At 36.8% G+C, this 25,559-nt stretch carries 20 protein-coding genes and 1 tRNA gene; 17 read left to right on the forward strand and 4 right to left on the reverse strand.

What is annotated here, in order from left to right; genetic code table 11:
- The 4 genes from H5088_RS04980 to H5088_RS04995 all read right to left on the reverse strand — a co-directional run.
- The coding region (locus H5088_RS04980) for an Ig-like domain-containing protein (RefSeq protein ID WP_182752334.1) at positions 1-3,209 on the reverse strand (3,209 nt) is incomplete at its 3' end.
- 39 nt (positions 3,210-3,248) lie between these two features.
- Positions 3,249-4,370, reverse strand: a complete 1,122-nt coding sequence (locus tag H5088_RS04985; RefSeq protein ID WP_182752335.1) for a FecR domain-containing protein — start codon at positions 4,368-4,370, stop codon at positions 3,249-3,251.
- A gap of 12 nt (positions 4,371-4,382) precedes the next feature.
- A complete protein-coding gene (locus tag H5088_RS04990; protein ID WP_182752336.1) occupies positions 4,383-5,708 on the reverse strand; it encodes a hypothetical protein in 1,326 nt (441 codons plus the stop codon).
- A gap of 568 nt (positions 5,709-6,276) precedes the next feature.
- Positions 6,277-6,352, reverse strand: a tRNA-His gene (locus tag H5088_RS04995).
- 283 nt (positions 6,353-6,635) lie between these two features.
- Here H5088_RS04995 and H5088_RS05000 point away from each other — a divergent pair.
- The 17 genes from H5088_RS05000 to H5088_RS05080 all read left to right on the forward strand — a co-directional run bounded on the left by H5088_RS05000 (position 6,636) and on the right by H5088_RS05080 (position 25,347).
- A complete protein-coding gene (locus tag H5088_RS05000) occupies positions 6,636-7,454 on the forward strand; it encodes a mechanosensitive ion channel family protein (protein WP_002958438.1) in 819 nt (272 codons plus the stop codon).
- 186 nt (positions 7,455-7,640) lie between these two features.
- Positions 7,641-8,423 (forward strand): YdiY family protein, encoded by a 783-nt coding sequence (locus tag H5088_RS05005; protein ID WP_024596589.1) that lies wholly within the window; start codon positions 7,641-7,643, stop codon positions 8,421-8,423.
- 122 nt (positions 8,424-8,545) lie between these two features.
- Positions 8,546-11,158, forward strand: coding sequence for an SLBB domain-containing protein (locus H5088_RS05010; protein ID WP_182752337.1), 2,613 nt, complete (start codon positions 8,546-8,548; stop codon positions 11,156-11,158).
- Positions 11,159-11,216: 58 nt separating this feature from the next.
- The gene (locus H5088_RS05015) at positions 11,217-12,182 is read left to right on the forward strand and encodes a Wzz/FepE/Etk N-terminal domain-containing protein (RefSeq protein ID WP_182752338.1); all 966 of its coding nucleotides are present in this window, start codon (positions 11,217-11,219) and stop codon (positions 12,180-12,182) included.
- Between the two features lie 83 nt (positions 12,183-12,265).
- Entirely contained in the window at positions 12,266-13,147 is an 882-nt protein-coding gene (rfbA, locus tag H5088_RS05020; RefSeq protein WP_182752339.1) for a glucose-1-phosphate thymidylyltransferase RfbA, read from the forward strand.
- Positions 13,144-13,689: a dTDP-4-dehydrorhamnose 3,5-epimerase gene (gene rfbC, locus H5088_RS05025; RefSeq protein ID WP_182752340.1), complete on the forward strand. Its 546-nt coding sequence runs from the start codon at positions 13,144-13,146 to the stop codon at positions 13,687-13,689. The genes rfbA and rfbC overlap by 4 nt, the downstream gene beginning before the upstream one ends.
- Positions 13,690-13,700: 11 nt before the next feature.
- Positions 13,701-14,765, forward strand: a complete 1,065-nt coding sequence (gene rfbB / locus H5088_RS05030) for a dTDP-glucose 4,6-dehydratase (RefSeq protein WP_182752341.1) — start codon at positions 13,701-13,703, stop codon at positions 14,763-14,765.
- Positions 14,762-15,595, forward strand: coding sequence for an NAD(P)-dependent oxidoreductase (locus H5088_RS05035; protein ID WP_182752342.1), 834 nt, complete (start codon positions 14,762-14,764; stop codon positions 15,593-15,595). Before rfbB ends, H5088_RS05035 begins: the two co-directional genes overlap by 4 nt.
- Positions 15,576-16,553, forward strand: a complete 978-nt coding sequence (locus tag H5088_RS05040; protein WP_182752343.1) for a hypothetical protein — start codon at positions 15,576-15,578, stop codon at positions 16,551-16,553. Before H5088_RS05035 ends, H5088_RS05040 begins: the two co-directional genes overlap by 20 nt.
- On the forward strand, positions 16,547-17,785 hold the full coding sequence (locus H5088_RS05045) for a hypothetical protein (protein WP_182752344.1): 1,239 nt from the start codon (positions 16,547-16,549) through the stop codon (positions 17,783-17,785). Before H5088_RS05040 ends, H5088_RS05045 begins: the two co-directional genes overlap by 7 nt.
- Entirely contained in the window at positions 17,782-18,369 is a 588-nt protein-coding gene (locus H5088_RS05050) for an acyltransferase (protein WP_182752345.1), read from the forward strand. The genes H5088_RS05045 and H5088_RS05050 overlap by 4 nt, the downstream gene beginning before the upstream one ends.
- Positions 18,370-18,475: 106 nt before the next feature.
- On the forward strand, positions 18,476-19,702 hold the full coding sequence (locus H5088_RS05055) for a hypothetical protein (RefSeq protein ID WP_220488827.1): 1,227 nt from the start codon (positions 18,476-18,478) through the stop codon (positions 19,700-19,702).
- Positions 19,689-20,795: a glycosyltransferase gene (locus H5088_RS05060; protein WP_182752347.1), complete on the forward strand. Its 1,107-nt coding sequence runs from the start codon at positions 19,689-19,691 to the stop codon at positions 20,793-20,795. The genes H5088_RS05055 and H5088_RS05060 overlap by 14 nt, the downstream gene beginning before the upstream one ends.
- Before the next feature lie 7 nt (positions 20,796-20,802).
- Positions 20,803-21,807, forward strand: coding sequence for an acyltransferase (locus H5088_RS05065; protein ID WP_182752348.1), 1,005 nt, complete (start codon positions 20,803-20,805; stop codon positions 21,805-21,807).
- 8 nt (positions 21,808-21,815) lie between these two features.
- A complete protein-coding gene (locus H5088_RS05070) occupies positions 21,816-22,703 on the forward strand; it encodes an NAD(P)-dependent oxidoreductase (protein WP_182752349.1) in 888 nt (295 codons plus the stop codon).
- Positions 22,703-23,251 carry a sugar transferase gene (locus tag H5088_RS05075; RefSeq protein WP_182752350.1) on the forward strand — a complete coding sequence of 183 codons (549 nt, stop codon included), beginning with the start codon at positions 22,703-22,705 and terminating at the stop codon, positions 23,249-23,251. The genes H5088_RS05070 and H5088_RS05075 overlap by 1 nt, the downstream gene beginning before the upstream one ends.
- Positions 23,252-23,412: 161 nt before the next feature.
- Positions 23,413-25,347 carry a nucleoside-diphosphate sugar epimerase/dehydratase gene (locus tag H5088_RS05080; RefSeq protein ID WP_182752351.1) on the forward strand — a complete coding sequence of 645 codons (1,935 nt, stop codon included), beginning with the start codon at positions 23,413-23,415 and terminating at the stop codon, positions 25,345-25,347.
- Positions 25,348-25,559: the final 212 nt, after the last annotated feature.

Consider the following 25,559-nt stretch of genomic DNA (forward strand, 5'->3'; position numbering starts at 1 on the left):
TTGGCTAATACGTTTATCAGTATTGGCGCTGCATCTTCCGCCATAGTTGCCGTGTCAGCATTTGCTATTGGAGCATCATTTACAGGTGTAATAGTGATAGTTAACGTTGCTGTACTGGCGCCGCCGTTGCTATCGCTTACAGTATAAGTAACTGTTGCGAAGCCGTTGTCGTCGGCTGCCGGTGTATATTGCATTTGATTGCCAAGCACTGATACAGAGCCAATATCAGCTGATGCTGCGCTTATGGCAAGGCTGTCGCCATCCACGTCTGAGTCATTGGCTAATACGTTTATCAGTATTGGCGCTGCATCTTCCGCCATAGTTGCCGTGTCAGCATTTGCTATTGGAGCATCATTTACAGGTGTAATAGTGATAGTTAACGTTGCTGTACTGGCGCCGCCATTGCTATCACTAACATTATAAGTAACTGTTGCTAAGCCGTTGTCGTCGGCTGCCGGTATATATTGAATTTGATTGCCAACCACTGATACAGAGCCAATATTAGCTGATGCTGCGCTCATGGTAAGGCTGTCGCCATCCACGTCTGAGTCATTGGCTAATACGTTTATTAGTATTGGCGCTGCATCTTCATCTATCGTAGCTGAGTCTGCGTTTGCTATTGGAGCATCGTTTACGGGAATAATAGTAATTGTTAAGTTAGTAGTTGCAGTACCGCCGTTACCATCACTTATTGTGTAGTTAATAATTGCGGTTCCATTTGTATTAGGAGCAGGCGTATATTGGATTTTATTATCAACAACAGATGCAGAACCTCTATCTGCAGTAGCGGCTGTTATCACAAGAGTATCGCCGTCAATGTCGGAGTCGTTAGCTAATACGTTAACTAATAACGCAGGAGCATCTTCGTTCATCGTTGCTGAGTCAGCATTTGCAGTAGGGGCATCATTAACGGGTGTAACAGTAATCGTCACACTTGCTGTTCTGTCGTTTATACCTTCATTACCAGTGCTATAACCATCAGTAATGGTATAAGTTAGTACTATTTCACCTGAAAAGTTAGCTGGTGGAGTAAACTCAATTTGCTCGTTTACAATAGCCACTTCACCAGCAGTATTTTCTATATTAGAAATAGTAATTGTATCGCCATCTGCATCAGTGTCGTTAGCTAGCACATCTAATAAAGAGGCAGAACTGTCTTCGTCTAACGTATATTGATCGTCATTGGCTTCTGGAAAAGTATTAACGCCGCTTTCACTTAAGGTTACTTGAGCTGTTGCAGTTAAGCCTTGCTCATTTGAAATTGAATAGGTAAAGCTATCTACACCAATAAAACCTAAGTCTGGCTGATAGGTAAACGAGCCATCAGCATTTAATGTAAGTTCCCCATTTTGAGTTGCATTAATTGCGGTGGTACTGACCGATAAATCGCCAGCCTCAATATTAAAGTCGTTAATTAACAAGCCATTTTGTACTGTTACTTCAAATAGTTTATTTTTGCTAAATTGATAGGCATCATTTTGTGCAACAGGGATATCGGGTTCGCTGTTTATTACTAAAGTTACTGTGGCTGTAGAGGTTGCACCTAATGAGTCTATAGCTTGATATTGAAATCGATCAACACCATTAAAATTAGCATCCGGCACATAACTAAAGCTGCCATCAGTTGCTAATAATAGTTGGCCATGTGTGGGTGCCACCATAAACGTTTCATCAACTGAAAAACTGTCATTATTTGGGTCAGTATCGTTACTAAGCACACCATTGGCTGCTGTAACAACAAGTGTTTCATCTTCGCTTAAACTATAGCTATCATTTTTTGTTACAGGGGCGACGTTAGTGTTTGAACTTACAATGGTTACATTTGCAATAGCCTGAGCACCTTGTGCATCAACAACTCTGTACTGAAAGCTGTCTTGGCCTTGCATATTTTGCTCGCCTTGGTATTCAAAGCCACCATTATCAAAAAGGGTTAATTGTCCTCTTGTTGGTTCGCTAACCGGCGTTGTATCAACAGTTAAGTCATCTAAGTCTATATCGCTATCGTTTATAAGTAAGCCTGGCGATAGGGCAACTAAGGTTCCATTGTTTGTAATGCTGTAAGTATTATCAAGCGCAATAGGAGCGTCGTTAACAGCTAAAATGGTTATCTCTACAACTGCGGTATCTGTCATACCTAGCTCGTTAGCAACTTGATAGCTAAAGGCATCTTCACCATTAAAGTTTGCAATAGGGATATAAGCAAAATCCCCATTTTCATTTATATTAAGAGTGCCATGCTGCGGTAGAATTAATGCATCTGCATTTATACGTAAATCGCCACTGTATTGATTCGTATCATTTGTTAGCATGTTACCTTGCAGAGTTTGATCTTCACTTATCTGAAACTGATCGGCATTTGCCTTTGGTGCAAATGCAAGCTCTCCACCCACTGGCGCTATATTTATTATATTAGCAAAACCACTTTCACCACTGCCATCAACACCGGTAATAAGTACTTGATAACTTTTATCTGTAAGTGACTCGGTAATGCTTAATGCAGTATCTTGAATACTTAAAAATTGTTGCCCATTCTCTAATTCATTAATGTTAGTAGATGTGACTCCAGCTTGAGTTGCAATATAAACGTTGTAACGATTAAGTTCGGGGTTGGCTTGCCACGAAAGATTAATATTATCTTCGTCTCGGTGTGCTGTAACACCTTCAATTTGATATGGTTGCCAGTTAAAAGTGATTGCATCAGCAAGTACCTGATTATTTAAAGTGTCAGTTATCCATATTTCAAGGCGTATTTCCCCAGGAATTACGCCATAAAGTGCAGGGCTGAGGCCTATAATTGACTTTTCGTAGCCAACACCACAATCAGAAGAACACAGTGATATGCTTTTATTAACACTAGGGAGCACTAAATTAACTTCAGCAATGCCATCAGTATCCGAAGCTTCAAGTAAAAAAGAAACATTACCTTGTACGGTGTCGTTTGTTTGTGGAAAAACAATATTAGCGCGAGTATTAGCTAAACTTGCTCCAACAACTCCTCTACTTGAAGTGACAGCACCTAAAACTTTTGTACTCTTGGTTTGATTACTCGCTATAACACCAGCCAAATTTATATAGCTAGTCACCGTTGGCGGTATTACTTCAGCCGTAGGTGATTGTATTGCCTCTTGAGTGGGGCTTTCTTCTGAGCCTCCACAGGCACTTAACAAAAACACCATAGAACCAAGCAAAAATATATTTTTTGCTGTCATTTTAAATACTCCATAATAAAAGCTTTGTATCCAATGTGTTTATGGTTCTAATTTAAAAGAGCCGCTAGCATTTACATCAGGATTATTTATTTCGTTAAGATTAAAGTTGCCAGTAATGTTGTCTAAGTCATTCAAAAATATTGCATCAACATCGCCCTCGGCTTTATTGTTACCATGGGATGCAAATGTAACGGCCAGTTCAAGTTCGCTTAAATTTATTAAGCCGCTGTAAGCTGCATACCAATTTCCACCGGCGTCATTAAAACTAATTTCGCCATCAGGCACGGTGCCATTATCAAAATCAACTGCCATAGTCATAGCAAAGTCAGTAACAGCACCCACACTCGAATTTACATTAAAGCTTGATACTTCATAGTTAAATACACCTTGGCGCTGAGCTATTTGATCGACTAAAGATGCGCTGCTAACAGTTTGAAATTGTTGTTCAGAATATATATCCATAACACCTGTATCTGCTTCAAAAGCATTTACTTCAACTTCAGTTACCGATGCTTGCTCAGTTTCTTCTTCGTTGTCGTCTTTAGGATCAATTGCTACTATATTTTGATCAAACACACGTGCCGCACGTGTTGTTTTAAAGACTTCACCAGTGGCTGTAATTTGTGCAAACGAAAATGCTTCGTTATCACCCAAAGAAACCACGTTATTATTTTCTAACGTTAAATCTATTGCGCCATCCCATACCGCTAAAAATACATCGCCTTTAACCAGCTGAACTTCAAAATGCGTTCCGCGTATACCAATAGAGCCTACGGGAGTTTTTACACTATAAGAGCCACCATTTTTTTTAATTACGCCGGAAATAGAGCGCAAACCGCCTTTAAGTAACTCAATAGAAGCAGAGCCTTGTTGGGTATTGTCATTAAATTCGTAGTTAGCAATATTTAATTCTGAGTTTTCTTTTAAGGCTATTAAACCACCATCCAACATCGAAAATTGCGCTTTGCTTTTCTCTCCAGTCGTAATGCGATCTACGCCAAAAACAGTATCTCTGCGCTGCAACTGTCGTTGTTGTTCATTGCTTCCATCAACCGCGAGTACAGAGCCTCGTGCTAAAATAGTTTTACCAGCAGGGTCGTTTGCTTGTGTATAAAAACTTACACAAAGTAAAGTGGTAATTACAGGGAGTAAATGTTTCATAAATACCTTAAATTAAAATGAGTAAGAAGCGCTTAAATTTATATCTAAACGGTCATATTCGAATAAAGAAATATTACTGGATTTATCTTGATAGTTGGCAGCCAACAGTATGGCTAAATCGCGATTAACTAAGTAGCGAACAGAAGTTGAGAACATAAAGAGGTTATCGGCACGTTCTTGTAAAAATAAAGGGTGATCATCTTTATAATTAATCCATTGGTATCCAGCAAGAGATAACAACTGCCAATGTTGAGCCAACTGAGTGTTCACTTGGTAGTACAAGCTCGTAATATTACGGCTATTAAATTCACCCTCAGTAATGTCAGCTTCCTCGCTTTTAGCGTTAATGCTTAAGCTTTGAAACCAATTTTTAGCTGCATAGCTAGCACCTGTATTTATCGCATAAAATGAGTTATCGAGCTTTTCATCAAATCTATTGTTTAAAACACCTGCAGTCAAAGAGCTAAATAAATTAACTTGTTTATTTAGCGTAAAATTAGCTCCGGCCGTTAAAGCTGATTCAGTACGATAAAGTTCGCCATCAAGCATCAACGGAGTGGTAGCAACTCGTGCAAACCAACTTATGTCATTTTGTTTATATTGATAGGCGGCATTAATGTGCGCATTTATACGATCGTATTGACTGAGTTCTTCAAACTTGTACCACCCGGTATCAATACTTAAAGTGATTAAGCTTTTTTGATCAATAGGGTGAGAGTACTTTCCTCTGTAATTAAGTCGTGCATAGTTGTCCTGCGTACTTTTACTTTCTGGCGATAACAAAAACTCACCAATATTAGGAATTATAATCGTATTTTCTGCAGTACCTGCGTTTACGTTGCCATCTACGCCAAGGGCAAGCTCAATATTTTGTTTATAAGAGCGTCCAGCCTCTTGTTGCTTAAGTGCAGCAGTTTCTAGCAATGACTGTGCAGAAGACTTTATATTATTAGGTGTGTCAGGTGAGTTGATTAGTATTAAAGCTTGAGTATCGGCAGCAGGTAAATTATTAACTGTTAAATAAGCGCGAACTAAGTACAAGCGAGCTTCATACCATCTAGGATTATTTTCAACCACGCGTTCAAAGGCAAATACAGCTGGCGCCGCATGCCCTGTTTTAAGTGCACTGACCCCTAATAAAAAGTCGTATACGGGTTCGCCCAGGTACTGGTATTCGCTATTACTTTTTTGATAAGCCTGAGTGTATTTTTTTTCAGAAACTAATTTTTGAAGCTCAATCAATAGCTTATTGAATTCATCATTGCTTTGAGCCAATGAATTAAAGCTCATTACAGCTAAACAACTACACAGTAAATTTCTTAAAACCTGTTTAATCATGTTTAATTTTATATCCCAGTAGAAGTTTGATGTTTTGTAAAAAGTGATGCCAACATTAGAAACCTACCACTTTTTGTAGCTAAGTATAGTTAATACAGTCACATTGGTTAATTAATTGTAGATAAGTAATGAGTTATACCAATCCGCGATAATACTTAGTCATTTTGCGGGGCTAAACGTGTCGCTACCTGTGTTAAAAATTCTCATTTACGACTGCATGGATGCAGAAGGTAGAGCAATGCAGTAGCAATTGCCGAGAACAACTAAATAGCGAATTTTTTGCCAAGCTATCAACATGTTTTTCCATCCTCAAAATAGAACACTTAATTAAGCGAATTGGAATTAAACACTTGTTTATTAAGTGTTATTACTAATTAGGGGGTGTTGAGCTTTGTGGGTTGAAATTTTTTATCTAGGGATGATTTAATCGCTGCGTGAGATTTGTAAATTAGTGGGTTTAACTAGAGTATGAATAATTGTGTTGTAAGGTTAATATAGTAGCAGGTTTTAGAATTTATATAATAGGATAATTAATAGGGTATAAATATGAGGCTTACTAGGAAAAAAGTGGGGCGATTGACGGGGCTTGAACCCGCGACAACCGGAATCACAATCCGGGGCTCTACCAACTGAGCTACAACCGCCACTACACACACCTCGTTTGGTGTGGCGCGCATAATACATAAAATAATAATTGTTGTGAAGCCTAAAAGTGAAATAAATTAAAATAATTTAAATCAGGCAAATATAATTAGTCTTTAGTCGTTAATATTTTTTCAAGGTAGGCTATGTTTTATCGCATAAATACCTCTAAAAAATCGAATATACTTGCATTTAATAGTATTAATTCATTATTTCATGAGAATAAATTGTAAATTAATGTATAATAATGCCCGAAACGCTTAATAAAAAACATTTGGAGTAAATATGGATTCAGTACTTAATTGGCTTAACGATAACTCAGGCCTAATTTTACACTACGGTATACAAGCAGTTGTTGCGCTTGTTATCTTTTTACTTGGTAGTCGTGTTGCTAAGTTTTGTTCTAACTTAACTGAAAAAGGTTTTGCTAAAAAGAAAGTAGATAAAGCTGTCGGTTCATTTGTTTCAAGTATTGTGTACACACTTGTATTTGCTGTAACTATTTTAATGGCACTTTCGCAAATTGGCATTGAAACAACTTCGTTCATTGCTATTTTAGGTGCTGCCGGTTTAGCTGTTGGTTTAGCATTACAAGGTTCATTATCTAACTTCGCATCAGGCGTACTAATTATTTTACTTCGTCCATTTAAGTCTGGTGACTTTGTTGAAGCAGGTAATAAAATGGGTACGGTTAAAAAAATCGAAATATTCTCAACTGAACTACGTACTCCAGATAACAAAGTAATTATCGTACCAAACTCTCAAATAATGTCTGGTGCTATTACTAACTTCTCACGAGAGTCTACTCGTCGTATCGATTTAGTTATTGGTGTTGGCTACGATGCTGATTTACGTCACGCAAAAGAAGTATTAAAATCTGTATTAGATGCAGAAACACGCATACTTAAAGATCCAGCTTACAATGTATCTGTAAATGAGTTAGGCGATTCAAGTGTTAACTTTATTGTTCGCCCTTGGGTTAACGCTGCTGATTATTGGCCTACTTACTGGTCATTAATGGAAAATATTAAAATCGCATTAGATGATGCAGATATTACTATCCCATTTCCACAAATGGATGTTCACTTTCACAAGCAAGACTAATTTTAAATAGTTATTTAATTAAAGTTATCTTTAATTGTTATAGTGCTAAAGAGCTATTAAACATAAAATTTTCATGCGGTATTTGCTGCATGAAAATTTTTTACATTATTACTTAGTTGTTTAGCTTGCTCTAACAAGTAATGCTTTAATAAAATAGATGTACATTTATACAAAGGTTATTTTTTAATGAAATTAAAGCTTTTATCAGTTTTAGTTGCGGCTTCTGCTGCAACAAACGCATTTGCTGCAGACGCAGAACAAAGAACATGGGAAGTTACCAGTGAACTAGGTGCTATTGTCACAAGTGGTAATACAGAAACGACCACACTTAAAGGTGGCATCAAAGTTCAGCACAATCTTGAACACTGGAACAACGAATACAAGCTAGACGGCATCTACAAAGAAGATGAAGTTGAAGATGCTAATGGTGACAAAAACAAGCAGCGCACTAACGAGAAGTATTCAATTTCTGCACAAGGTAATTACAAATTAAATGAAGATCATTCTCATTTATTCATTTATGGTTCACACGTTTCAGATTATTTTGGAGCGTATAGAAGTGAGTCAGTAATTTCTGCAGGTTACGGTTTACGTTTATTAAACGAAAAAACTATGTGGCTAAGTGCTGAAATTGGTCCTGGTTATAAATACTTTGAATACCCAGATGACAGCACTGAAGTTGATGACAACGGTAACTCTCTTGCTGGTGAATTTGAAGGCGAAGTAATTGCCTTGGGTAAGTTAGATTACAACTGGCAAATTTCTGAGAATGCACGTTTTACTCAATTAGTTGCTGTTGAGTACGGTGATACAAACACTAAAACTCGTTCAGAAACTGCATTGCTTGCAAAAATAAATGGCTCATTACAAATGAAAGTCGCTTTTAATGTCACTAACAACTCAGATGTTGCTGACGACAAAGAAAGTACAGATACTGAAACATCATTTACGTTAGTTTACAGTTTTTAACCAATGTAACTAACTTAATGACACTAAAGTGACAAAAGGGACGAATGTCCCTTTTTTATTTGCTCAAAATTAATGTATGATACACATCAATTTTGGTTGTAGACCTAGGGATATACCTACTCGTGAAAGTTTTTATACAATTTATTAGTGCTTTTATTCTACTTTGTAGTTTTAGTACCTTGGCTTTTACGCCAACAGCGTCTCAAATTGAGCAATTTAAAAAGCTGCCAAAAGCTCAGCAAGAAGCCCTAGCAAAACAATATGGTGTAGATATTTCTACGATCACCGGCGCTAACCAATCAAACAGTGAAAATGTTGATAAGCAGCAATCTACTATTGGTGAACGTAAAGAAAAAGAACAAGAACAAGAAGATTTAACGGACGAAGAGCGCTTTGAGCCAAAAACTGATGAATTAAAACCATACGGCTATGAGTTATTTGCTGGCGAACCTACAACCTTTATGCCAAGTGAGAATACCGCCGTCCCCGATACTTATATGGTAGGCCCAGGTGATCAGCTAAGGATTAACTTTTACGGAAAAGAAAGCGATAGCTTTGATGTAACAGTTGACCGTGAAGGGCGCATCAGCATACCTGATTTAAGCCCCGTAGAAGTTGCAGGCTTAACATTTTCCGAAGTAAAAGAACTAATAAAAGTAAAAGTTGAGCAAGAAGTGATAGGTATAAAAGCCTTTATATCACTTGGTCAGCTGCGCAGTATGCGCATACTTGTATTAGGTGAAGCCTATAAACCAGGTAGTTACAGCGTATCGTCTTTAACAACAGTTACTCATGCTTTGTTTGTAAGTGGCGGTGTGTCGGAAATTGCATCATTACGTAACATACAAGTAAAACGCGCTGGTAAGACAGTGGCTAATTTCGACCTTTACGATTTACTAATTAAAGGTGACAGCAGCAACGACATCGTTTTAAAACCTGGAGATGTTGTTTTCGTCCCACCAGTGGGTGCACAAGTTACAGTAGATGGCTTAGTAAAACGCCCTGCGATATTTGAACTTCAAAAAGGTGAAACGGCTAAGGAGTTACTCACTATGGCAGGAGGCCTTAAAGCAGGTGCTTATGCTAGGAATGCTGTGGTAGAGCGTTTTAACTTTGATCGTAAAGAAGTGCTATCAGTAGACTTTACGAAGCCACAAATTAACTACACTCCGCAAGATGGCGACCGTGTACGTTTTAACTCTGTAAGCTCACAATACCAAAACTCTATTAGCTTAATTGGGGCTGTAGCGCGTCCGGGTAATTATCAATGGTATCAAAGTAAGCGTATTTCCGATGTTTTAAAATCAGTACGTGGCGACTTGCTTCCACAAGCAGATTTAAGCTACGGCCTAGTTATTCGCGAAATTAATATAAATGGTGACATAGAAGCGCACCAATTTGATGTAGCACAAGCCATTATTAAAAACCCTGAAAACAACCTAGAATTAAAAGCTAATGATAAAATCATAGTGTTTAGCCGTTTTGAAGAAAAAGAAGCTGAAAATTCAGCACTTACTAATATGGCCTTAAGCCAAGAGCAGCAAGAGCAACAGCTTAAGGCTGAGCAATGGCATAAATATCAGCAAAAAGAGTTTGAAAAATATATTGATTTAAAGCAAAAAAATGCTGAACTTGAAACTAAATTTGATGAATATGCTTTATTTAGTCGACACAATCTTTTAGCGCCCATTCTGGCTAAACTCAAACAACAAGCATCTATTGACCAAGCTGTACAACTTGTTGAAATTAGCGGTAATGTTACATTCCCAGGCATATATCCATTAATGATAGATGGTGATGTGCGTGACTTGGTTACTGCTGCTGGCGGGTTGTTAGAGTCTGCTTACGTAAAACAGGCAGAGATAACGCGGATTGTTAAAAACGACGGCTCACAAATTGAGCACTTACGCTTAGATCTTGAAAGTGCGATGCGTGGCGATTTACGAAGTAATATCACGCTACAAAGCAGAGACAGCATCAATGTGTTCGCCATACCTAATTGGCAAGAAAACGTAAAGGTAAAGCTTAAAGGTGAACTTAGATTCCCTGGTACGTACACTATCAGTCGCGGCGAAACATTAACAGAGTTGTTAGAGCGTGCAGGCGGTTTCTCTGAGTTTGCAGAGGAAAAGGCAGCAGTATTTACGCGAGCTTCTATAAAAGAACAAGAGCAAGAGCAGTTAGCCCGTTTATCTACAGAACTACGTCGTGATATTGCATCAAAAAGCTTTCAAAATTCAGTAAGTAGCAGCACTCTTTCGTATGAAGAAATGAATATGCTTCTAAATGATTTAGCAAGTGTTGAAGCCGTTGGGCGTTTAGTTATTGACTTACCGCTCATTGTTGAAAACAAACAAAACTTAGTACTTCAAGACGGTGATGTTTTATATGTACCTAGTAAGCGTGATTCAATCAGTGTGATCGGTGAGGTTAACTACTCAACATCACACCTATATAAAGCTGGCGTTAGCGTTGATGACTACATTGGTTTAAGCGGGGGCCTTAAAGAGCGCGCTGATGAAGACAGTATTTATATAATTAAAGCTAATGGCTCAGTGGAAATCCCAAATACAGGTGGCTGGTTTGCGGCTAATAATTCAGAGCAGTTAGAACCTGGCGATACTATCGTAATACCAATGGATGCAAGCCATATGGATAAACTTACATTGTGGAGCACTGCAACACAGATCGTTTATCAGTTAGGTGTAGCAGTAGCCGCTATAAGCGGTATTTAATTTAACAGTTACCGAGCATTTAATTTCAGTAACTTTAAATAAATGAGATAACTTACCAATGGAAAGAAGTGTGGACTCACAGAATATTCAACAAAGTATGTACGCTGAAGATGAAGGCGTAGATCTTAAAGGCTTTTTCTTAACTATTTGGAAAGGCAAGTTAATAATTGCAATAGTAACTGTCATTTTTACGTGCTTATCTATTGCCTTAGCGCTTAGCCTTCCTAATATTTATAAAGCAGAAGCATTACTTTTTCCTGCGGATAGTGGTCAAGGAGAAGGTGGTCTAGCTGCGCTTACAGGCCAATTTGGTGGTCTAGCTAGTATGGCTGGAATTGATTTAGGTGCCGGTTCATCTGATAAGTCAGCACTAGCAATTGAAGTATTAAAATCTAGAAAATTTACAAGTGAGTTCATTGAGAGTCATAATATTTTGCTAGATTTAATGGCTGCTAAAGATTGGTCATATGAAGCGAATATTATATCCTATGATGACGATATCTATGATGCCCAAAAAAACACTTGGGTCAGGGATGTTGAACCTCCATTTAAGCCAAAGCCATCACTACAAGAAGCTTATAAAGAGTTTAAGGAGATCGTCTATATAAACTCTTCAAAAGACACTGGTATGGTTACAATTTCTGTTGAACATATCTCGCCTTACATTGCTCAACAATGGGTTGTTTGGCTCATTGAAGATATTAACAAAGATATGAAAGAACGAGATGTAGCTGAAGCAGTCAAAAGCACTGAATTTTTAAAGCAACAAATTGAAAGCACGAAAGTTGCAGATATTAAAACAGTATTATTTAAGCTTATCGAGGAGCAAGCTAAAACAATTATGTTTGCTGAAGTTCGAGATGAGTATGTTTTCAAAACAATTGACCCTGCATTAGTTCCAGAAGAAAGAGTCAGTCCAAAAAGAGCGCTTATATGCGTTGTAGGGGGCTTGTTTGGCATCTTAATTGGTATTCTTATTGTTTTAGGAAAAAACTATTTTAGGGAGCAAGAAAGTGCTTGGTAATTAGGCGCTATTTTGTAACTAACTCTATATCATTATTTTTTAAGTTAAGCCTGAAGTTCAGGTGTTATTATTATGGAAGTTATATGACTAAAGGTATTATTTTAGCGGGTGGTAGCGGTACTCGCCTTTACCCATTAACGAAAGTCGTAAGTAAACAACTTATGCCCGTCTACGATAAACCTATGGTTTATTATCCGATCGCTACCTTAATGAATGCTGGCATCAATGATATCCTAGTCATAACAACACCGGAAGAATTAGACCGCTTTAAAGAGTTACTAGGTGATGGTAGAGACTGGGGAATCAATATTGAATACAAAGCTCAGCCTTCTCCAGATGGTTTAGCTCAGGCATTTTTGCTGGGTGAAGAGTTTATTGGTAGTAGCAATGTTGCATTGATATTAGGTGATAACCTCTTCTATGGTCACGACCTTGTTAAATCCCTGCAATTAGCCGCTTCTAGAAAGTCTGGAGCAACAGTTTTTGGTTACCATGTAGCCAATCCATGTTCATATGGTGTTGTTGAGTTTGATGAAAGTGGAAAAGCGATTTCGATAGAAGAAAAGCCAGACTTACCGAAATCAAACTATGCTGTTCCAGGTTTATATTTCTTTGATAATAAAGTTGTTGAGTACGCAAATAAGGTAGCTCCTTCACCTAGGGGGGAACTAGAAATAACAGATGTTATTGAGCAGTATTTAAAAACTAATTCTTTAAATGTTGAAATTATGGGACGCGGAACGGCTTGGTTAGATACCGGGACTCACGACAGCCTATTACAAGCAGCACAATTTATAGAAACCATAGAAAAAAGACAGGGACTTAAAGTAAATTGTCCAGAAGAAGTCGCTTTTCGTATGGGGTATATCAATGAGCAACAGTTACAGCAATTGGCTGCTCCACTAGTCAAAAGTGGTTACGGTGAGTATTTGTTGAGCTTACTTTCCAAAAGAGTTTTTTCATGAATATAATCGATACTGCTATCCCTGATGTAAAAATCTTAGAACCACAAATATTTGGTGATGAACGAGGGTTTTTCTTAGAAACATTTCGTGAAGACTGGTTTCGAGAACATGTTGCAGATGTGAATTTTGTGCAAGATAACCACAGCAAATCTAGACAGGGAATCTTAAGAGGTTTGCATTATCAAACGCAGCAAACACAAGGTAAATTAGTTCGTGTGATAGCCGGTGAAGTTTATGATGTAGCTGTTGATATGCGTAAAAATAGCCCAACCTTTGGAAAGCATGTTGGTGTGCTATTAAATAGTGTTAATAAAAAGCAGCTTTGGGTTCCACAAGGCTTTGCGCATGGTTTTTATGTAACAACAGAATCTGCTGAATTTGTTTATAAGTGCACAAAGTATTATGCGCCTGAATTCGAGCAAAGCGTTCTATGGAATGATCCTAACCTTGCGATTCAATGGCCTTTAGTAAATGGTATGCAGCCATTATTATCACCTAAAGATGAAGCTGGCTTGATGCTCGCAGACGCTCCTACCTTTTAATCGAGTAATTTATGAGTAAAACAATTTTTGTAACCGGCGGTGCTGGTTTTATTGGTTCTGCATTAGTTCGTTTTTTAATAAAAGAAACTGAACATACGGTAGTTAACTTCGATAAGCTTACATATGCAGGTAATTTAGAGTCATTAGCATCTATAGAGCAAAATGAAAGATACCATTTTGTTAAAGGTGATATTTGTGACCGTGAGATAGTTAGCACTACGTTTGCCAAATTTCAGCCGGATTTTATCATGCATTTAGCGGCAGAAAGCCATGTGGACCGTTCTATTGATGGGCCAGGTGATTTTATTCAAACAAATGTTGTTGGAACCTACGAGCTACTAGAGGCTGCTAGAACATATTATGCTTCTCTCTGTGATGATAAGAAAGCAGTATTTCGCTTTCACCACATTTCAACAGACGAAGTGTACGGTGACTTAGGCGAAACAGGTCTATTCACTGAAGATACACCTTATGAGCCTAGTTCACCTTACTCTGCATCTAAAGCTGCATCGGATCATCTTGTTCGAGCATGGAATAGAACTTTCCAACTGCCAGTAGTGTTAACAAACTGCTCAAATAATTACGGTCCATATCATTTTCCTGAAAAATTGATCCCGCTAATAATTCTTAATGCTTTAGAAGGTAAAAAGCTACCAGTATATGGCGATGGTAAACAAGTCAGAGATTGGTTATTTGTTGAAGACCATGCAAGAGCACTTTATACCGTTGTATCTGAAGGTAAACTTGGTGAAACATACAATATCGGTGGCTTCAATGAAAAGCAAAATATCGAAGTAGTTACTACAATTTGTAATCATCTGAATGAGCTAATTAGAGAAAAGCCTGAAGGTTTAGAAGACTTTAAAGAGTTAATTACATTTGTTCAAGACAGGCCAGGTCATGACTTAAGATATGCAATCGACGCTTCAAAAATAAATAAAGAACTAGGCTGGCAACCTCTTGAAACATTTGAGTCAGGCATTCTTAAAACAGTTAAATGGTATCTAGAAAACTCATCATGGTGTGAAAATGTGCAGTCAGGTAATTATCAACGTGAGAGGCTTGGCAGCGCATGATGTACACAGTTATAGGTGGTAAAGGGTTTATAGGTAGTGAGATTGTCAAACAACTTACAGGTGCTGGTGAACAAGTATATGTACCTGAAAAACTGGATGATGGAGTTTTCACTAAACCTTTAGGCACAGTATTCTATGCTGCAGGCCATGGAGACTGTACTAATAATCCAATTAAAGTACTCAATTCAAACGTCAGTTACTTAGTGAAAATGCTAGAAAGTAGCCAGTTTGATAGGTTTATTTATATTTCATCTACTCGTGTTTACATGAATCAGCAAGCAAGTTACGAAAGTGCTGACCTCACAGTTTGTGCTAAAGATAATCGAGCGCTTTTTAACTTAACGAAGCTAACGGCCGAGAATCTAGTTTTAAACTTAGTAGATAAAGCAATTATTGTTCGACCTAGCAACGTATACGGTTTAGCAGTAAATAGCCCTCTATTTTTACCTTCAATTGTTAGAGACTCGATCGCTAAAAAAGAAGTTAACATGTATATTCGCGAGGATTATCAAAAAGATTATGTTTCAGTAGTTGATGTGGCTGATGCAATTTACAAGTTAGCCAAAGCTGATATTCAAAGTAATGAGATATTCAATATTGCTTCAGGAATAAATACTCGAGCGGATACAATTGCAAAGGTACTAACTGATAAAACAGGCTGTAAAGTAAATTGGTTTGAAAGTAACGTTAATGAAGCCTTTTCGGAAGTTGATATTAGCAAACTGCAAAGTGTGATTGATTTTAATCCAGCCACAATCGAAGACGATCTAGAATCAATGATTAGTTCATTTACGGAATTTTACAACAAACATGAAAGTTTTACTCTTTAGTCCTGATACGTTTGGCTATTACAAAAAAATTATAAGTGTGATGGAGTCAAAAGGCCATTCAGTTGACTGGATTAACCACATTTATGTAAAGAGTAACTTTGATCGAGTAAGATCAAGGTTAATGCCAAGCTTCACAAGTAAGTTAGCAGAAAAGTACTTCATAAATGAAATTAACTGGCAAGGCGACTATGAATTAATTATTGTGATTAAAGGTGAAGGCCTTTCAGAGTGTTTACTTGATAAAATGAAGCAAAGCTTTAGCAAAGCTAAATTCGTGTATTACTTGTGGGACTCATTGTCTAATGTAAAAGGGGCTAGAGGAAAGTTTAAGTATTTCGATGCTATAAAGTCATTCGATAGGATTGATTGTCAGAATATTGAAAACCTTGCGTACTTACCTCTTTTTTATAGCAGAGAGTACAGCAGAAAGGAAAATAGAGCCGAAGATAATAATTACTCGGCAGCTTTTGTTGGAACATTACACTCTAATCGCTTTAGTGATGTATTAGGGATGGCTTCTTTAGTTGAAAAGAATCTTAATAAACCTGCTTTTACATTTTTTTACTACCCTAGCAAACCTGTTTTTAAAGTACTTAAAGTTATTAACAAAACATTTCGAAAGATACCAATCGAAGAGGTTTCGTTTGACAAACTCAGTGCTCAAGCTGTTTCTGGTATAATGTGCGATTCTGAGGTTATTATTGATTATGGGCACCCTGATCAAACAGGCTTAACAATGAGAACCATTGAGACTTTAGGAATAAACAAAAAGCTAATTACTAACAATAAACTAGTTATGGAAGAGCCTTTTTATAAAACTGAAAATATTTTTGTAATTGGCCATCGAAGCGAGCAAGAGCTAGCACAATTTCTAGCTTCACCATATGTTCCAGTTAGTAATGATGTTTATGAAAATTACGCCATAGAAAACTGGGCTGAGCGTTTAATTCAATGCTAAAAAAACTCTTTTCTAGCGCTTTTTTATTAATGCTTAGTACCTTAATCGCGAAAGGCTTTATATTAATTCTTAATGTTTTAATTGCCCGTTATACATCAAAAGATGTTTACGGAACTTTTGTGTTTTTACGAAGCACTATTAACTTATTTGAGACTACATTCAGCTCAGCAGTTAACCCTTTCGCAGTTAAAGAAAGCTCTAAAGAGGATTTTAGTAGAGTTTCAGTGCTTGCATATGGTGTTTTCTATGCATTTACTGCATTGATCATCTCAATCTTGTGCTTGTTATTATGGGCAGGCAGCTCATTTATTGGGAGTTTATCTTCCTTTGATTTTTTAACACTCCAAATCGTTTTGACAGTTGTAATATTGATTTCACTGACACTGTTAAATGGTTATCTAATCTCTGTGTACATAGGGAAAGGTATCTACAAAGTTATTTACTTCTCAACAGTAATTAGTGTTGCTTTATCAGTAATTGTTATTTTCTTTACATATCAATACATTACTGTGGAAATAGCCTTGTTTTATATGCTTATTTATCAGCTTACTGACTTAACGATCAAAGCATGTAATATTTTGGTTAATCACGCGCATATTCTGAAAAATATTGAATATGGTGTACTTTTCCAGAAAACTAAAGGCTTATTAAATGCAATAAAGCCAGTAATTGTTGGTTCTGCAATTAATGCTTTTATCTTTTGGTTCGTCAGGTATGTAACAGCCAATAGTGAAAATGGCTTTGCAGCCCTCGCTGAGTTTGATGTTTCATTTCAGATGTTCATTATTTGTTCAATCCTTTTAAATATCATCTGTAATATTGTTTTACGAAATTTAACGAAGCTCCATGAATCAGGAAGCAATGTGAGGCAACTTCTCAGCTACGCTTTGCGGTATATGTCGCTATCCTGCCTTTTATTTGTTGCGGGGGGGTATTTCCTTTACGACTATTTCTTACTTTTATACGGCGAGCAGTACACTGCGAATCTATTTTTAGAAGTAACTTTAATCTGTTTATTTTATTCTATTGCTTTAGCATTTAATCGAGTAATGGTTGTTATGAATAAAACATATCAACTTTTTTATGTTGCTTTAACTTCTGCGATAGCCATGGGCGCATATATTTTAACTGTAACAGCAAGTGCAGAGAGTTTAGCAATCTCCTTCAGTGTGTATTATCTAACCTCATGTGTTGTTTATTTATATATTTTTACAAATAGGCTTATCAAATGATTAATCGTATTATGAAACTTTACAAAGACAGTGGCCTACTACTTTTCTGTGTACGAATTCCTTTGCGTTTTCTGAAAGTTTTTTTCGATATTTTAAATACTCTGTTCTATAAGGCTGTATGTAAAAAAGTAGGTGAAAATGTTCGTATCGAGTTCGGTGCTAGAATTGAGTCACCAAAGCTTGTAACTATAGGTAATGGAGTTTTCATCGGTAAAGGTACATTGTTTGTGTCAGAAAACAACACCGGTGAATGTATCATCGAAGATAAAGTACATATATGCCGTAATTGCCATTTAGATCACACGGGTGGATTAACTATTGGAAATAACAGCTTATTATCAGAGGGAGTTGTTATTTATAGTCATAGCCATGGGTATGATCCTAAAAGCAAACCTATTGGTATCAAAAAAGTAATTGCTGCAAATTGCTGGTTAGGTACACGTGCAATTTTATTAGAAACAGCTGAAAATATCGCTGACAAGACGATCGTTGCAAGTGCTGCAGTTGTATCTAAATCTATTATAGAAAAGCGATGTATCTTTGGTGGTGTACCTGCAAAAAGAATAAAACAGTATAATGATTGATTCATTTATAACCTTCTATTTTATTGTTCTATTACTGTTACTTCTTTGTTTGAAAAGGGGGAAGAAAGACTTTTTCCATGTTATTCCTTTTACTATTTTGTTTTCTATGGCTGAAGTGCCGTATCTATACTTTATTGCTCATAACCCGCAAGAGCTTCATCCAAAAGTTATCTATCACTTAGATGACTTTAATTTTGCCTTTTTTCAGCATGTTATGTACAAGCTAATATTTGCAATTGTTTGCATTTTTACCATGGCTTTCTTTGAGCCTAAAGGCAAACTTTTTGGAGTGTCGAATATCGGCGTAGGTATGAAGGTTATAAAATTTAAATATACGAGCTACTTTTTTATTGTCCTCACTATACTAATGTTTGCTTTGTTCCTTCATAAAGTAGGCGGTTTTTTCTTTCTAATAAGTAATATGGATAATAAAACCTTGGTAGTTCAAGGTACTGCAGTGTATAGAAATATCTTTTTTATATCTGCAATGCTCTCTATAGGTTACTACATAACCTATTTGTCATTGAAAAGAATAAAACTTAAAAATTATGTCTTTCTGTTTTTTATATCCGTGTTTTTCTTTGCGATGCTGGCATCTTACGGTGAAAGGAAAAACCCACTGTTACTTTTAGTTTTCTTAGTACTAATGTGGAACTATAAAATTAAAAATGTAAATGTTTTCTCTGTTAAGAACTTACTTTTATTATTCTTTTTAGTTTTCTTTGCCTCTCTCGCTCCTATTTTAAGGGTTGATGGAGCATTAGATTATTATATGTCAGATCCAAGCTCACTAATACCTGATGCCTTACCGTACATGGGCGAGTTATTCAAGCGATTTAGTGATATTGATATTTCACTATTTATCTTTCCATATTTTGACTCTATCAATAAGCTTTGGTTTGGTAGTACGTTTATGGATTTCTTTACTGGGTTTATTCCCAGTTCATTTTATGAGGCTAAACCACCACTAGATGAAGGTGTATATATCTATAATTTCGCTCAGGGTAATAATGTTGCAATTAATTCACCCTTTAAATACATGATCCCTGTAGGCTGGCCTCTGAGCCGCGTAACGGCCGGTTATGTGCATTTTGGGCCTGTTGGAGTCATTTTGTATGCAATTTTGACTGGTATGATTTTAAAATATTTCTACCAAGTCATGATCAGCTCTAAATTCGCACCTTTATGGGTTTCTTTTTATGCCTTCATGATGCTGACTGGGTTTGGTATTTCAAATGCTTTTATTTTTAATACATTAACTATATTCGTTTTATTAATGTTATTCACTTTGTTTATTTATTTATTTGAGGGCAAGAAAAATGTATCTCGTTAACTTTTCAAATCAGATTGCAGCAGGCCCGAAAAATATTGCTAATAATTTTATCCGCAATGCACTGCAAAGCGATGATAAGTTCGTATTCATTGTGCCAAATCTGCCTGAATTTCTAACATATTCAGAGACAGAAAATTGTAAGTTTGTTGTTGTTGATGTCGTGCCGGGTAGTATTAAAGCTTTGCTGAATGTGTTTAAAGTAAATTTTTCGTTGATGAATTCATTAGTAAAGCAATATGAGCCAAAGGCAATTCTTGCTTTTGGTAATTTCTTGTTCGGTATTAAGAGTGATCATAAAAAAGTAGTTTTGCTTCATCACCCATACATCGTCGATGATCGTTTATATGGTGATTTGGGTGGGGTTGCCAAAATAGCTGAGAAAATAAAGCGCTACCTTTTTAGTAAAACAGTTAAAGCTGTAGACACAGTTGTGGTTCAAAGTAGTTACATGCAAAAGTTGCTCAATGAAAAAGTAACCATTGATTCTGAAATTATTTTTAACCCAATTAGTGATATTTTCAAAAGAGAGAGCATTGCCAATTTTCAAGCTAAGCAAGAGCTGCCTGAAGTTAAAGAGCTACTTTATGTCAGTCGTTTTTATGCGCATAAAAATCATACATTTTTATTGAAACTTGCTTCTGAAATAAAAGATAAGGCCTTGCCTGTAGTTATTAATATTACGGTTGATGAATCAATACCTGAAGCCGACTCTTTCATAGCTGCTATAAAAGAGCAGCAATTACCGATCAATAATTTGGGGGAGCTACCTCAAGCTGGTTTAAAAAAGTACTATCAAGGCTTTGCATTTGCGGCTATTTTTCCTTCAAAATCTGAAACCTTTGGTAACCCCCTAATTGAGGCTATGTTTTACGATCTTCCAGTTATTGCCCCAGACCTTGATTATGCTCATTCAGTTTTAGATCAAGCGGGTGTGATTTATAAAGAAGACAATGTACATGACTGCCTAAATCAGATAAGTAAGTTATTTGATCTTGAAACGTATAACGACGTTCGGTTAGCTTCAAACACTAGAGCGCAATCATTTCCTGACTCAGAGTCATGGTTTGAAACTTACATGGCACTTTTGAGGTAGTACATCAATGAAGTACATATATAAAAGCAACAATCTAGACTTTTTAAGATTGGTACTTGCCACAGCGGTAGTGTTTTTGCACTTAGCTTTTTTAGCTAAAACACCACTGACGGAGTCCGTTAGCGAGTCACTACATTGGTTATCTGGTAGTGCGGTGTCTACATTCTTCATCGTTAGTGGCTTTCTTATTTACATGAGCTACGACAGAAAAAAAACCACAATTAATTATTTTTGGGGGCGTTTTCTTCGTCTCTACCCTGCATATATTTTGCTTGTTTTGTTTTCTAGCTGTTTATATTTCTTTGCCGGGGACGGAAGTTTTGCTGGAAGTTATGCATCAGAAACTAAATACTTTATAGCTAATGCGATCTTTTTGAACTTCTTAGCACCTACTATTGATGGCGTATTTTCTACTAATCCAGAACCATTTATTAATGGTTCGTTATGGACTTTAAAAATAGAAGTCATGTTCTATTGTATGGTTCCTATTTTTTACATACTGGTTGAACGTAAATATAGTTGCTTATATATGTTGGTAATTTATGTATTATCATTCATTTATAAAGATTTTATCTTATTGCATAAAGATAGTATTCCAATGGCTGAGACACTAGCATCTCAGCTGCCAGGGCAGATGATGTATTTTATTGCAGGTATCTTTTGCTTTAAATACTTTAGTGTATTGAAAAGGCAATTTTCAGCCTTGTTAATTGCAACAGTTATTTTGATGTGGCTGAACTTCTATTACTTACAGCCATTGGTAATTGCTGTTTTCATTACCCTGGTATTTATTTCATTGCCTAATGTACTTTCATTTAAAAAGTTGGGTGATATTTCTTATGGCGTATATATATTTCATTTCCCGATCATTCAGTTATTTATAGCAAACGGTTTTGAGTTTAATACGGTTTCATCTTACTTGGTGCTATTTACGACTATCTTTGTTGTTTCTACAGTTTCGTGGAAGTTGGTTGAAGCGCCTAGCTTAAAACTTAAAAATAGATTCTTTTAGGAGATATTATGGGAGTCTTAATTACGGGTGGAAATGGCTTTGTCGGCAAAAAGCTTATTGATTATTTAGCGAAAGATTTCTCGATCTCTATAACACAAAGAACCGATGAAATAATTCCTCAAGGCGTAGTGAAAACAGTAGTAACTGGTGACTTAGCTGAGTTTTCAGAATGGGATAGTGCGCTTACGGGATGCTCTCAAATTGTTCATTTAGCATCGTTTGCTCACAAGCATGCACAAACTATTCAAGAGCTTGAGCAAACAAATATTAGTGCTTTAAAAGACTTATTAGTAGCCTGTAAAAACAGTAATATTAAAAAGTTTATTTACTTTAGTACTGCTTATGTCCATGGTAAACATGCTAATCTAGCAGTCAATGAAGACTCTTCGTTAATTATTGGTGAGCCACAGCTACAAACGAGAATCATTGCAGAAAATTTAGTAAAAACTTTTTGTTCCGATTCAGGTATTGATTACATTATAATTCGCCCTACACTTGTTTTGAGCCATGATGCACCAGGAAATATAAGAACCTTAGCTAAACTAGTCTCTAAAGTTCATGCTTTTCCTTTCAAAGCTATTAGAAATCAGCGTTCATACTTATCAGTAGATAAATTACTTAGTTTCATCAAGCTTTGCTTAATGACCGACAAAGCTAATTGTGAAATCTACCTACTAGCTGATGAAAAAGCTCTCTCGCTCCAACAAGTACTGAATTATCTTGCAGGTAACGAAAAAGTAAATATTAAGCACTTTTACTTTCCTGAGGTCTTGCTTCGTTTGGTATTAAGAGTTCTAGGCCAAAAAGAACGTGAAAATGTCTTGCTTAATAACTTTGTTGTCGACTCATCGAAAGCAGACAAACTTTTAACAGAAATAAATATGGGTAGACATTAATGTTACGTATTTTAGATTTTTTTATCGCATTGTTTGGATTAATATTTGCTTTTCCATTTTTTATTCTACTTTTTATTATTGGTCTATTTGATACTGGCTCGCCGCTTTTTATGCAAGAGCGTGTTGGCCGTAATAAAAAACCGTTTACCTTAGTTAAATTTAGAACAATGAGTGTTGACACTGCGTCGGTTGCTAGCCATTTGGCAAGTACGGCATCGATCACGCCATTTGGGGGCTTTTTACGTAAAACTAAATTAGACGAACTACCGCAGCTTTGGAATGTACTAAAAGGTGAAATGAGCTTAGTTGGCCCTCGCCCAGGGCTGTTCAATCAAGAAGAGCTAACCCAGGCTCGAGATGTTAAGAATGTATTTGCAGTACGACCAGGAATAACAGGTTTGGCGCAGGTTAATGAAATAGATATGTCTACTCCAGAACTATTGGCAGAGACTGATGCACAAATGATAGCTACATTAAATCTCAAGCTCTACTTTATTTATATATTGCAAACGGTCACTGGGAGTGGAAGTGGCGATAGGGTAAAGTAGTTAAATGGCACTCTAAAATTACAAAAAGTAACTCAACACATAAAGATTATTTAATATTTTTTATATAGTATTTAATTTTAAAGTGAAAAAGTCGTTCATCGTGTAGTAAAATTGTAAGCAATAGAATAGTAGTACCGCTGCTAGCTTCAGGGAAATATATTGTGTTTTTAAAATTTTTAGTTAACTTGCCTCGCCCTCAGAAAAGAGTTGTATCACTTTTTGTAGATAGCATTTTTATTATGGTTGCTTTTTGGCTTGCCTTTTTATTAAGGCTTGACAGCACGGCTGTTTTAAAAAATAACCACACATGGATACTACTCGCAATAGTCCTTCCCCTAAGTTTATTAAGCTTTGTGAAACTAGGGTTGTACAGAGCTGTACTTCGCTATATGAACATGCAGGCTATGTGGGCTATTATCGCTGGCGTTGTGCTTTCCACCGTTTACTTAACTGTTCTATCTTTCTTTTTGAGTGCACCAGTCCCACGAACAGTGCCATTTATATACGCTAGTTTTTGTATTCTATTTGTAGGAGGGGCTCGGCTGGCTGTCAGAGCTGTTGCAGGGCAAATAACAATGCGTCGTAAAGAAGGAGTTATCATATACGGTGCAGGTTCTGCTGGCCGCCAACTTGCTACAGCGTTAGCTAATGGGCCAGAATATTCACCTGTTGCCTTTATTGATGACGATCCTAAAAAGCATTTATCGTTAATTCAGGGTGTGTGCGTCTATCCGCCTTCTCAAATTTCTGAAATCGCAAAGCAAAAATGTGTAAATAAAATTCTACTTGCATTACCTAGTGTTTCAAGAAGTCGTCGAAAAGAAATGCTTAATGCAATAGAGAAATTTAAATTACAAGTAATGACCATTCCAGGAATGGCTGACATAGTTTCGGGTATAACCAACCTTGATGAAGTGAAAAATGTAGAAATAGATGACTTATTAGGCAGAGATTCGGTTCAGCCACGTCAAGATTTAATGTCAGCAAATATAGAAAATAAAATAGTAATGGTAACAGGTGCGGGCGGATCAATCGGCTCGGAACTATGTAGGCAAATAATTAAAAACAACCCAACTAAAATAGTGCTTTTTGAGTTGTCTGAGTTTGCTCTATACGCAATAGAAAAAGAGTTATCGGAATACCGCACTACAAACGGTTTAAATATAGAAGTAATACCTATTTTGGGTTCAATACAAAATAAAAAACTAGTTGAATCTACGTTTTCTACTTTTAAAGTCAAAACCGTTTACCATGCAGCGGCGTATAAACATGTCCCATTAGTAGAGCATAACGTAGTTGAAGGTGTACGAAATAATATCTATGGGACTTACAACGTTGCTACGGCAGCTATAAATGCAAAAGTCGATACTTTTGTTCTCATTTCAACAGACAAAGCGGTGCGCCCAACAAATATTATGGGAACTACAAAACGCATGGCAGAGCTTGTATTGCAAGGGTTGTCTGATATTCAAAGTTCGACACGTTTCACAATGGTACGTTTTGGTAACGTACTGGGTTCTTCTGGTTCTGTTGTACCATTATTTAGAAAGCAAATAAAAGCCGGTGGTCCAATAACATTAACCCATCAAGATATCACACGCTACTTTATGACGATCCCAGAAGCTGCTCAATTGGTTATTCAAGCTGGTGCTATGGGAGTCGGCAGCGATGTGTTTGTACTTGATATGGGTGAACCAGTAAAAATCAAAGATTTAGCAACTAAAATGGTCCACTTATCGGGGCTTGAAGTTAAGCACGAAAAACGGCCAAATGGTGATATAGAAATAAAATGTACAGGTTTGCGCCCTGGCGAAAAGCTTTTTGAAGAGCTACTTATTGGCGACAATGTTATTGGTACCGATCATCCAAGAATTTTAAGTGCGCAAGAAATAAAAATGCCATGGCATGAGCTAGAGCCAATTTTAGTTAAACTCAAAGCAGCATGTGATGACTCAGATCATATTCTAATACGTAAGCTGCTACTGCAAGCGCCTACTGCATTTGCCCCAACAGATGGCATATGCGACCTTAACTGGCAAGAAAAACAAAGTAGCCAAACTAATGTAACTGCTTTACCCAACGTAAGCGGCTCTTAGAATAGGTAGCGTGAGCAAGCTTCACGCATACGTGGTTTTTTATATTTTTGGTGTGTCACGTTGTAGGCGCCTTGCTTGCTGGCGCACTAAAAACGCAGCTTTTACGTATTTATCAAATTGCGTGAGCAAGCTTCACGCCTACGTGAGTTTTTCATCCTCGGTGTAGTGACTATGTAGGCGCCTTGCTTGCTGGGGCATTAAAAACGCAGCTT

The organism is Pseudoalteromonas sp. SR43-3, assembly GCF_014163875.1.
GTDB classification, from domain to species: domain Bacteria; phylum Pseudomonadota; class Gammaproteobacteria; order Enterobacterales; family Alteromonadaceae; genus Pseudoalteromonas; species Pseudoalteromonas distincta.

What these genes read in the sequence shown, in the direction of transcription:
- H5088_RS04990 (WP_182752336.1), bottom strand. Translation starts at nt 5,708, where the DNA reads ATGATTAAACAGGTTTTAAGAAATTTACTGTGTAGTTGTTTAGCTGTA.
- H5088_RS05005 (WP_024596589.1), top strand. Translation starts at nt 7,641, where the DNA reads ATGAAATTAAAGCTTTTATCAGTTTTAGTTGCGGCTTCTGCTGCAACA.
- H5088_RS05035 (WP_182752342.1), top strand. Translation starts at nt 14,762, where the DNA reads ATGATGTACACAGTTATAGGTGGTAAAGGGTTTATAGGTAGTGAGATT.
- H5088_RS05040 (WP_182752343.1), top strand. Translation starts at nt 15,576, where the DNA reads ATGAAAGTTTTACTCTTTAGTCCTGATACGTTTGGCTATTACAAAAAA.
- H5088_RS05070 (WP_182752349.1), top strand. Translation starts at nt 21,816, where the DNA reads ATGGGAGTCTTAATTACGGGTGGAAATGGCTTTGTCGGCAAAAAGCTT.
- H5088_RS04985 (WP_182752335.1), bottom strand. Translation starts at nt 4,370, where the DNA reads ATGAAACATTTACTCCCTGTAATTACCACTTTACTTTGTGTAAGTTTT.
- H5088_RS05045 (WP_182752344.1), top strand. Translation starts at nt 16,547, where the DNA reads ATGCTAAAAAAACTCTTTTCTAGCGCTTTTTTATTAATGCTTAGTACC.
- H5088_RS05000 (WP_002958438.1), top strand. Translation starts at nt 6,636, where the DNA reads ATGGATTCAGTACTTAATTGGCTTAACGATAACTCAGGCCTAATTTTA.
- H5088_RS05060 (WP_182752347.1), top strand. Translation starts at nt 19,689, where the DNA reads ATGTATCTCGTTAACTTTTCAAATCAGATTGCAGCAGGCCCGAAAAAT.
- rfbB (WP_182752341.1), top strand. Translation starts at nt 13,701, where the DNA reads ATGAGTAAAACAATTTTTGTAACCGGCGGTGCTGGTTTTATTGGTTCT.
- H5088_RS05055 (WP_220488827.1), top strand. Translation starts at nt 18,476, where the DNA reads ATGGCTGAAGTGCCGTATCTATACTTTATTGCTCATAACCCGCAAGAG.
- rfbC (WP_182752340.1), top strand. Translation starts at nt 13,144, where the DNA reads ATGAATATAATCGATACTGCTATCCCTGATGTAAAAATCTTAGAACCA.
- rfbA (WP_182752339.1), top strand. Translation starts at nt 12,266, where the DNA reads ATGACTAAAGGTATTATTTTAGCGGGTGGTAGCGGTACTCGCCTTTAC.
- H5088_RS05050 (WP_182752345.1), top strand. Translation starts at nt 17,782, where the DNA reads ATGATTAATCGTATTATGAAACTTTACAAAGACAGTGGCCTACTACTT.
- H5088_RS05075 (WP_182752350.1), top strand. Translation starts at nt 22,703, where the DNA reads ATGTTACGTATTTTAGATTTTTTTATCGCATTGTTTGGATTAATATTT.
- H5088_RS05065 (WP_182752348.1), top strand. Translation starts at nt 20,803, where the DNA reads ATGAAGTACATATATAAAAGCAACAATCTAGACTTTTTAAGATTGGTA.
- H5088_RS05015 (WP_182752338.1), top strand. Translation starts at nt 11,217, where the DNA reads ATGGAAAGAAGTGTGGACTCACAGAATATTCAACAAAGTATGTACGCT.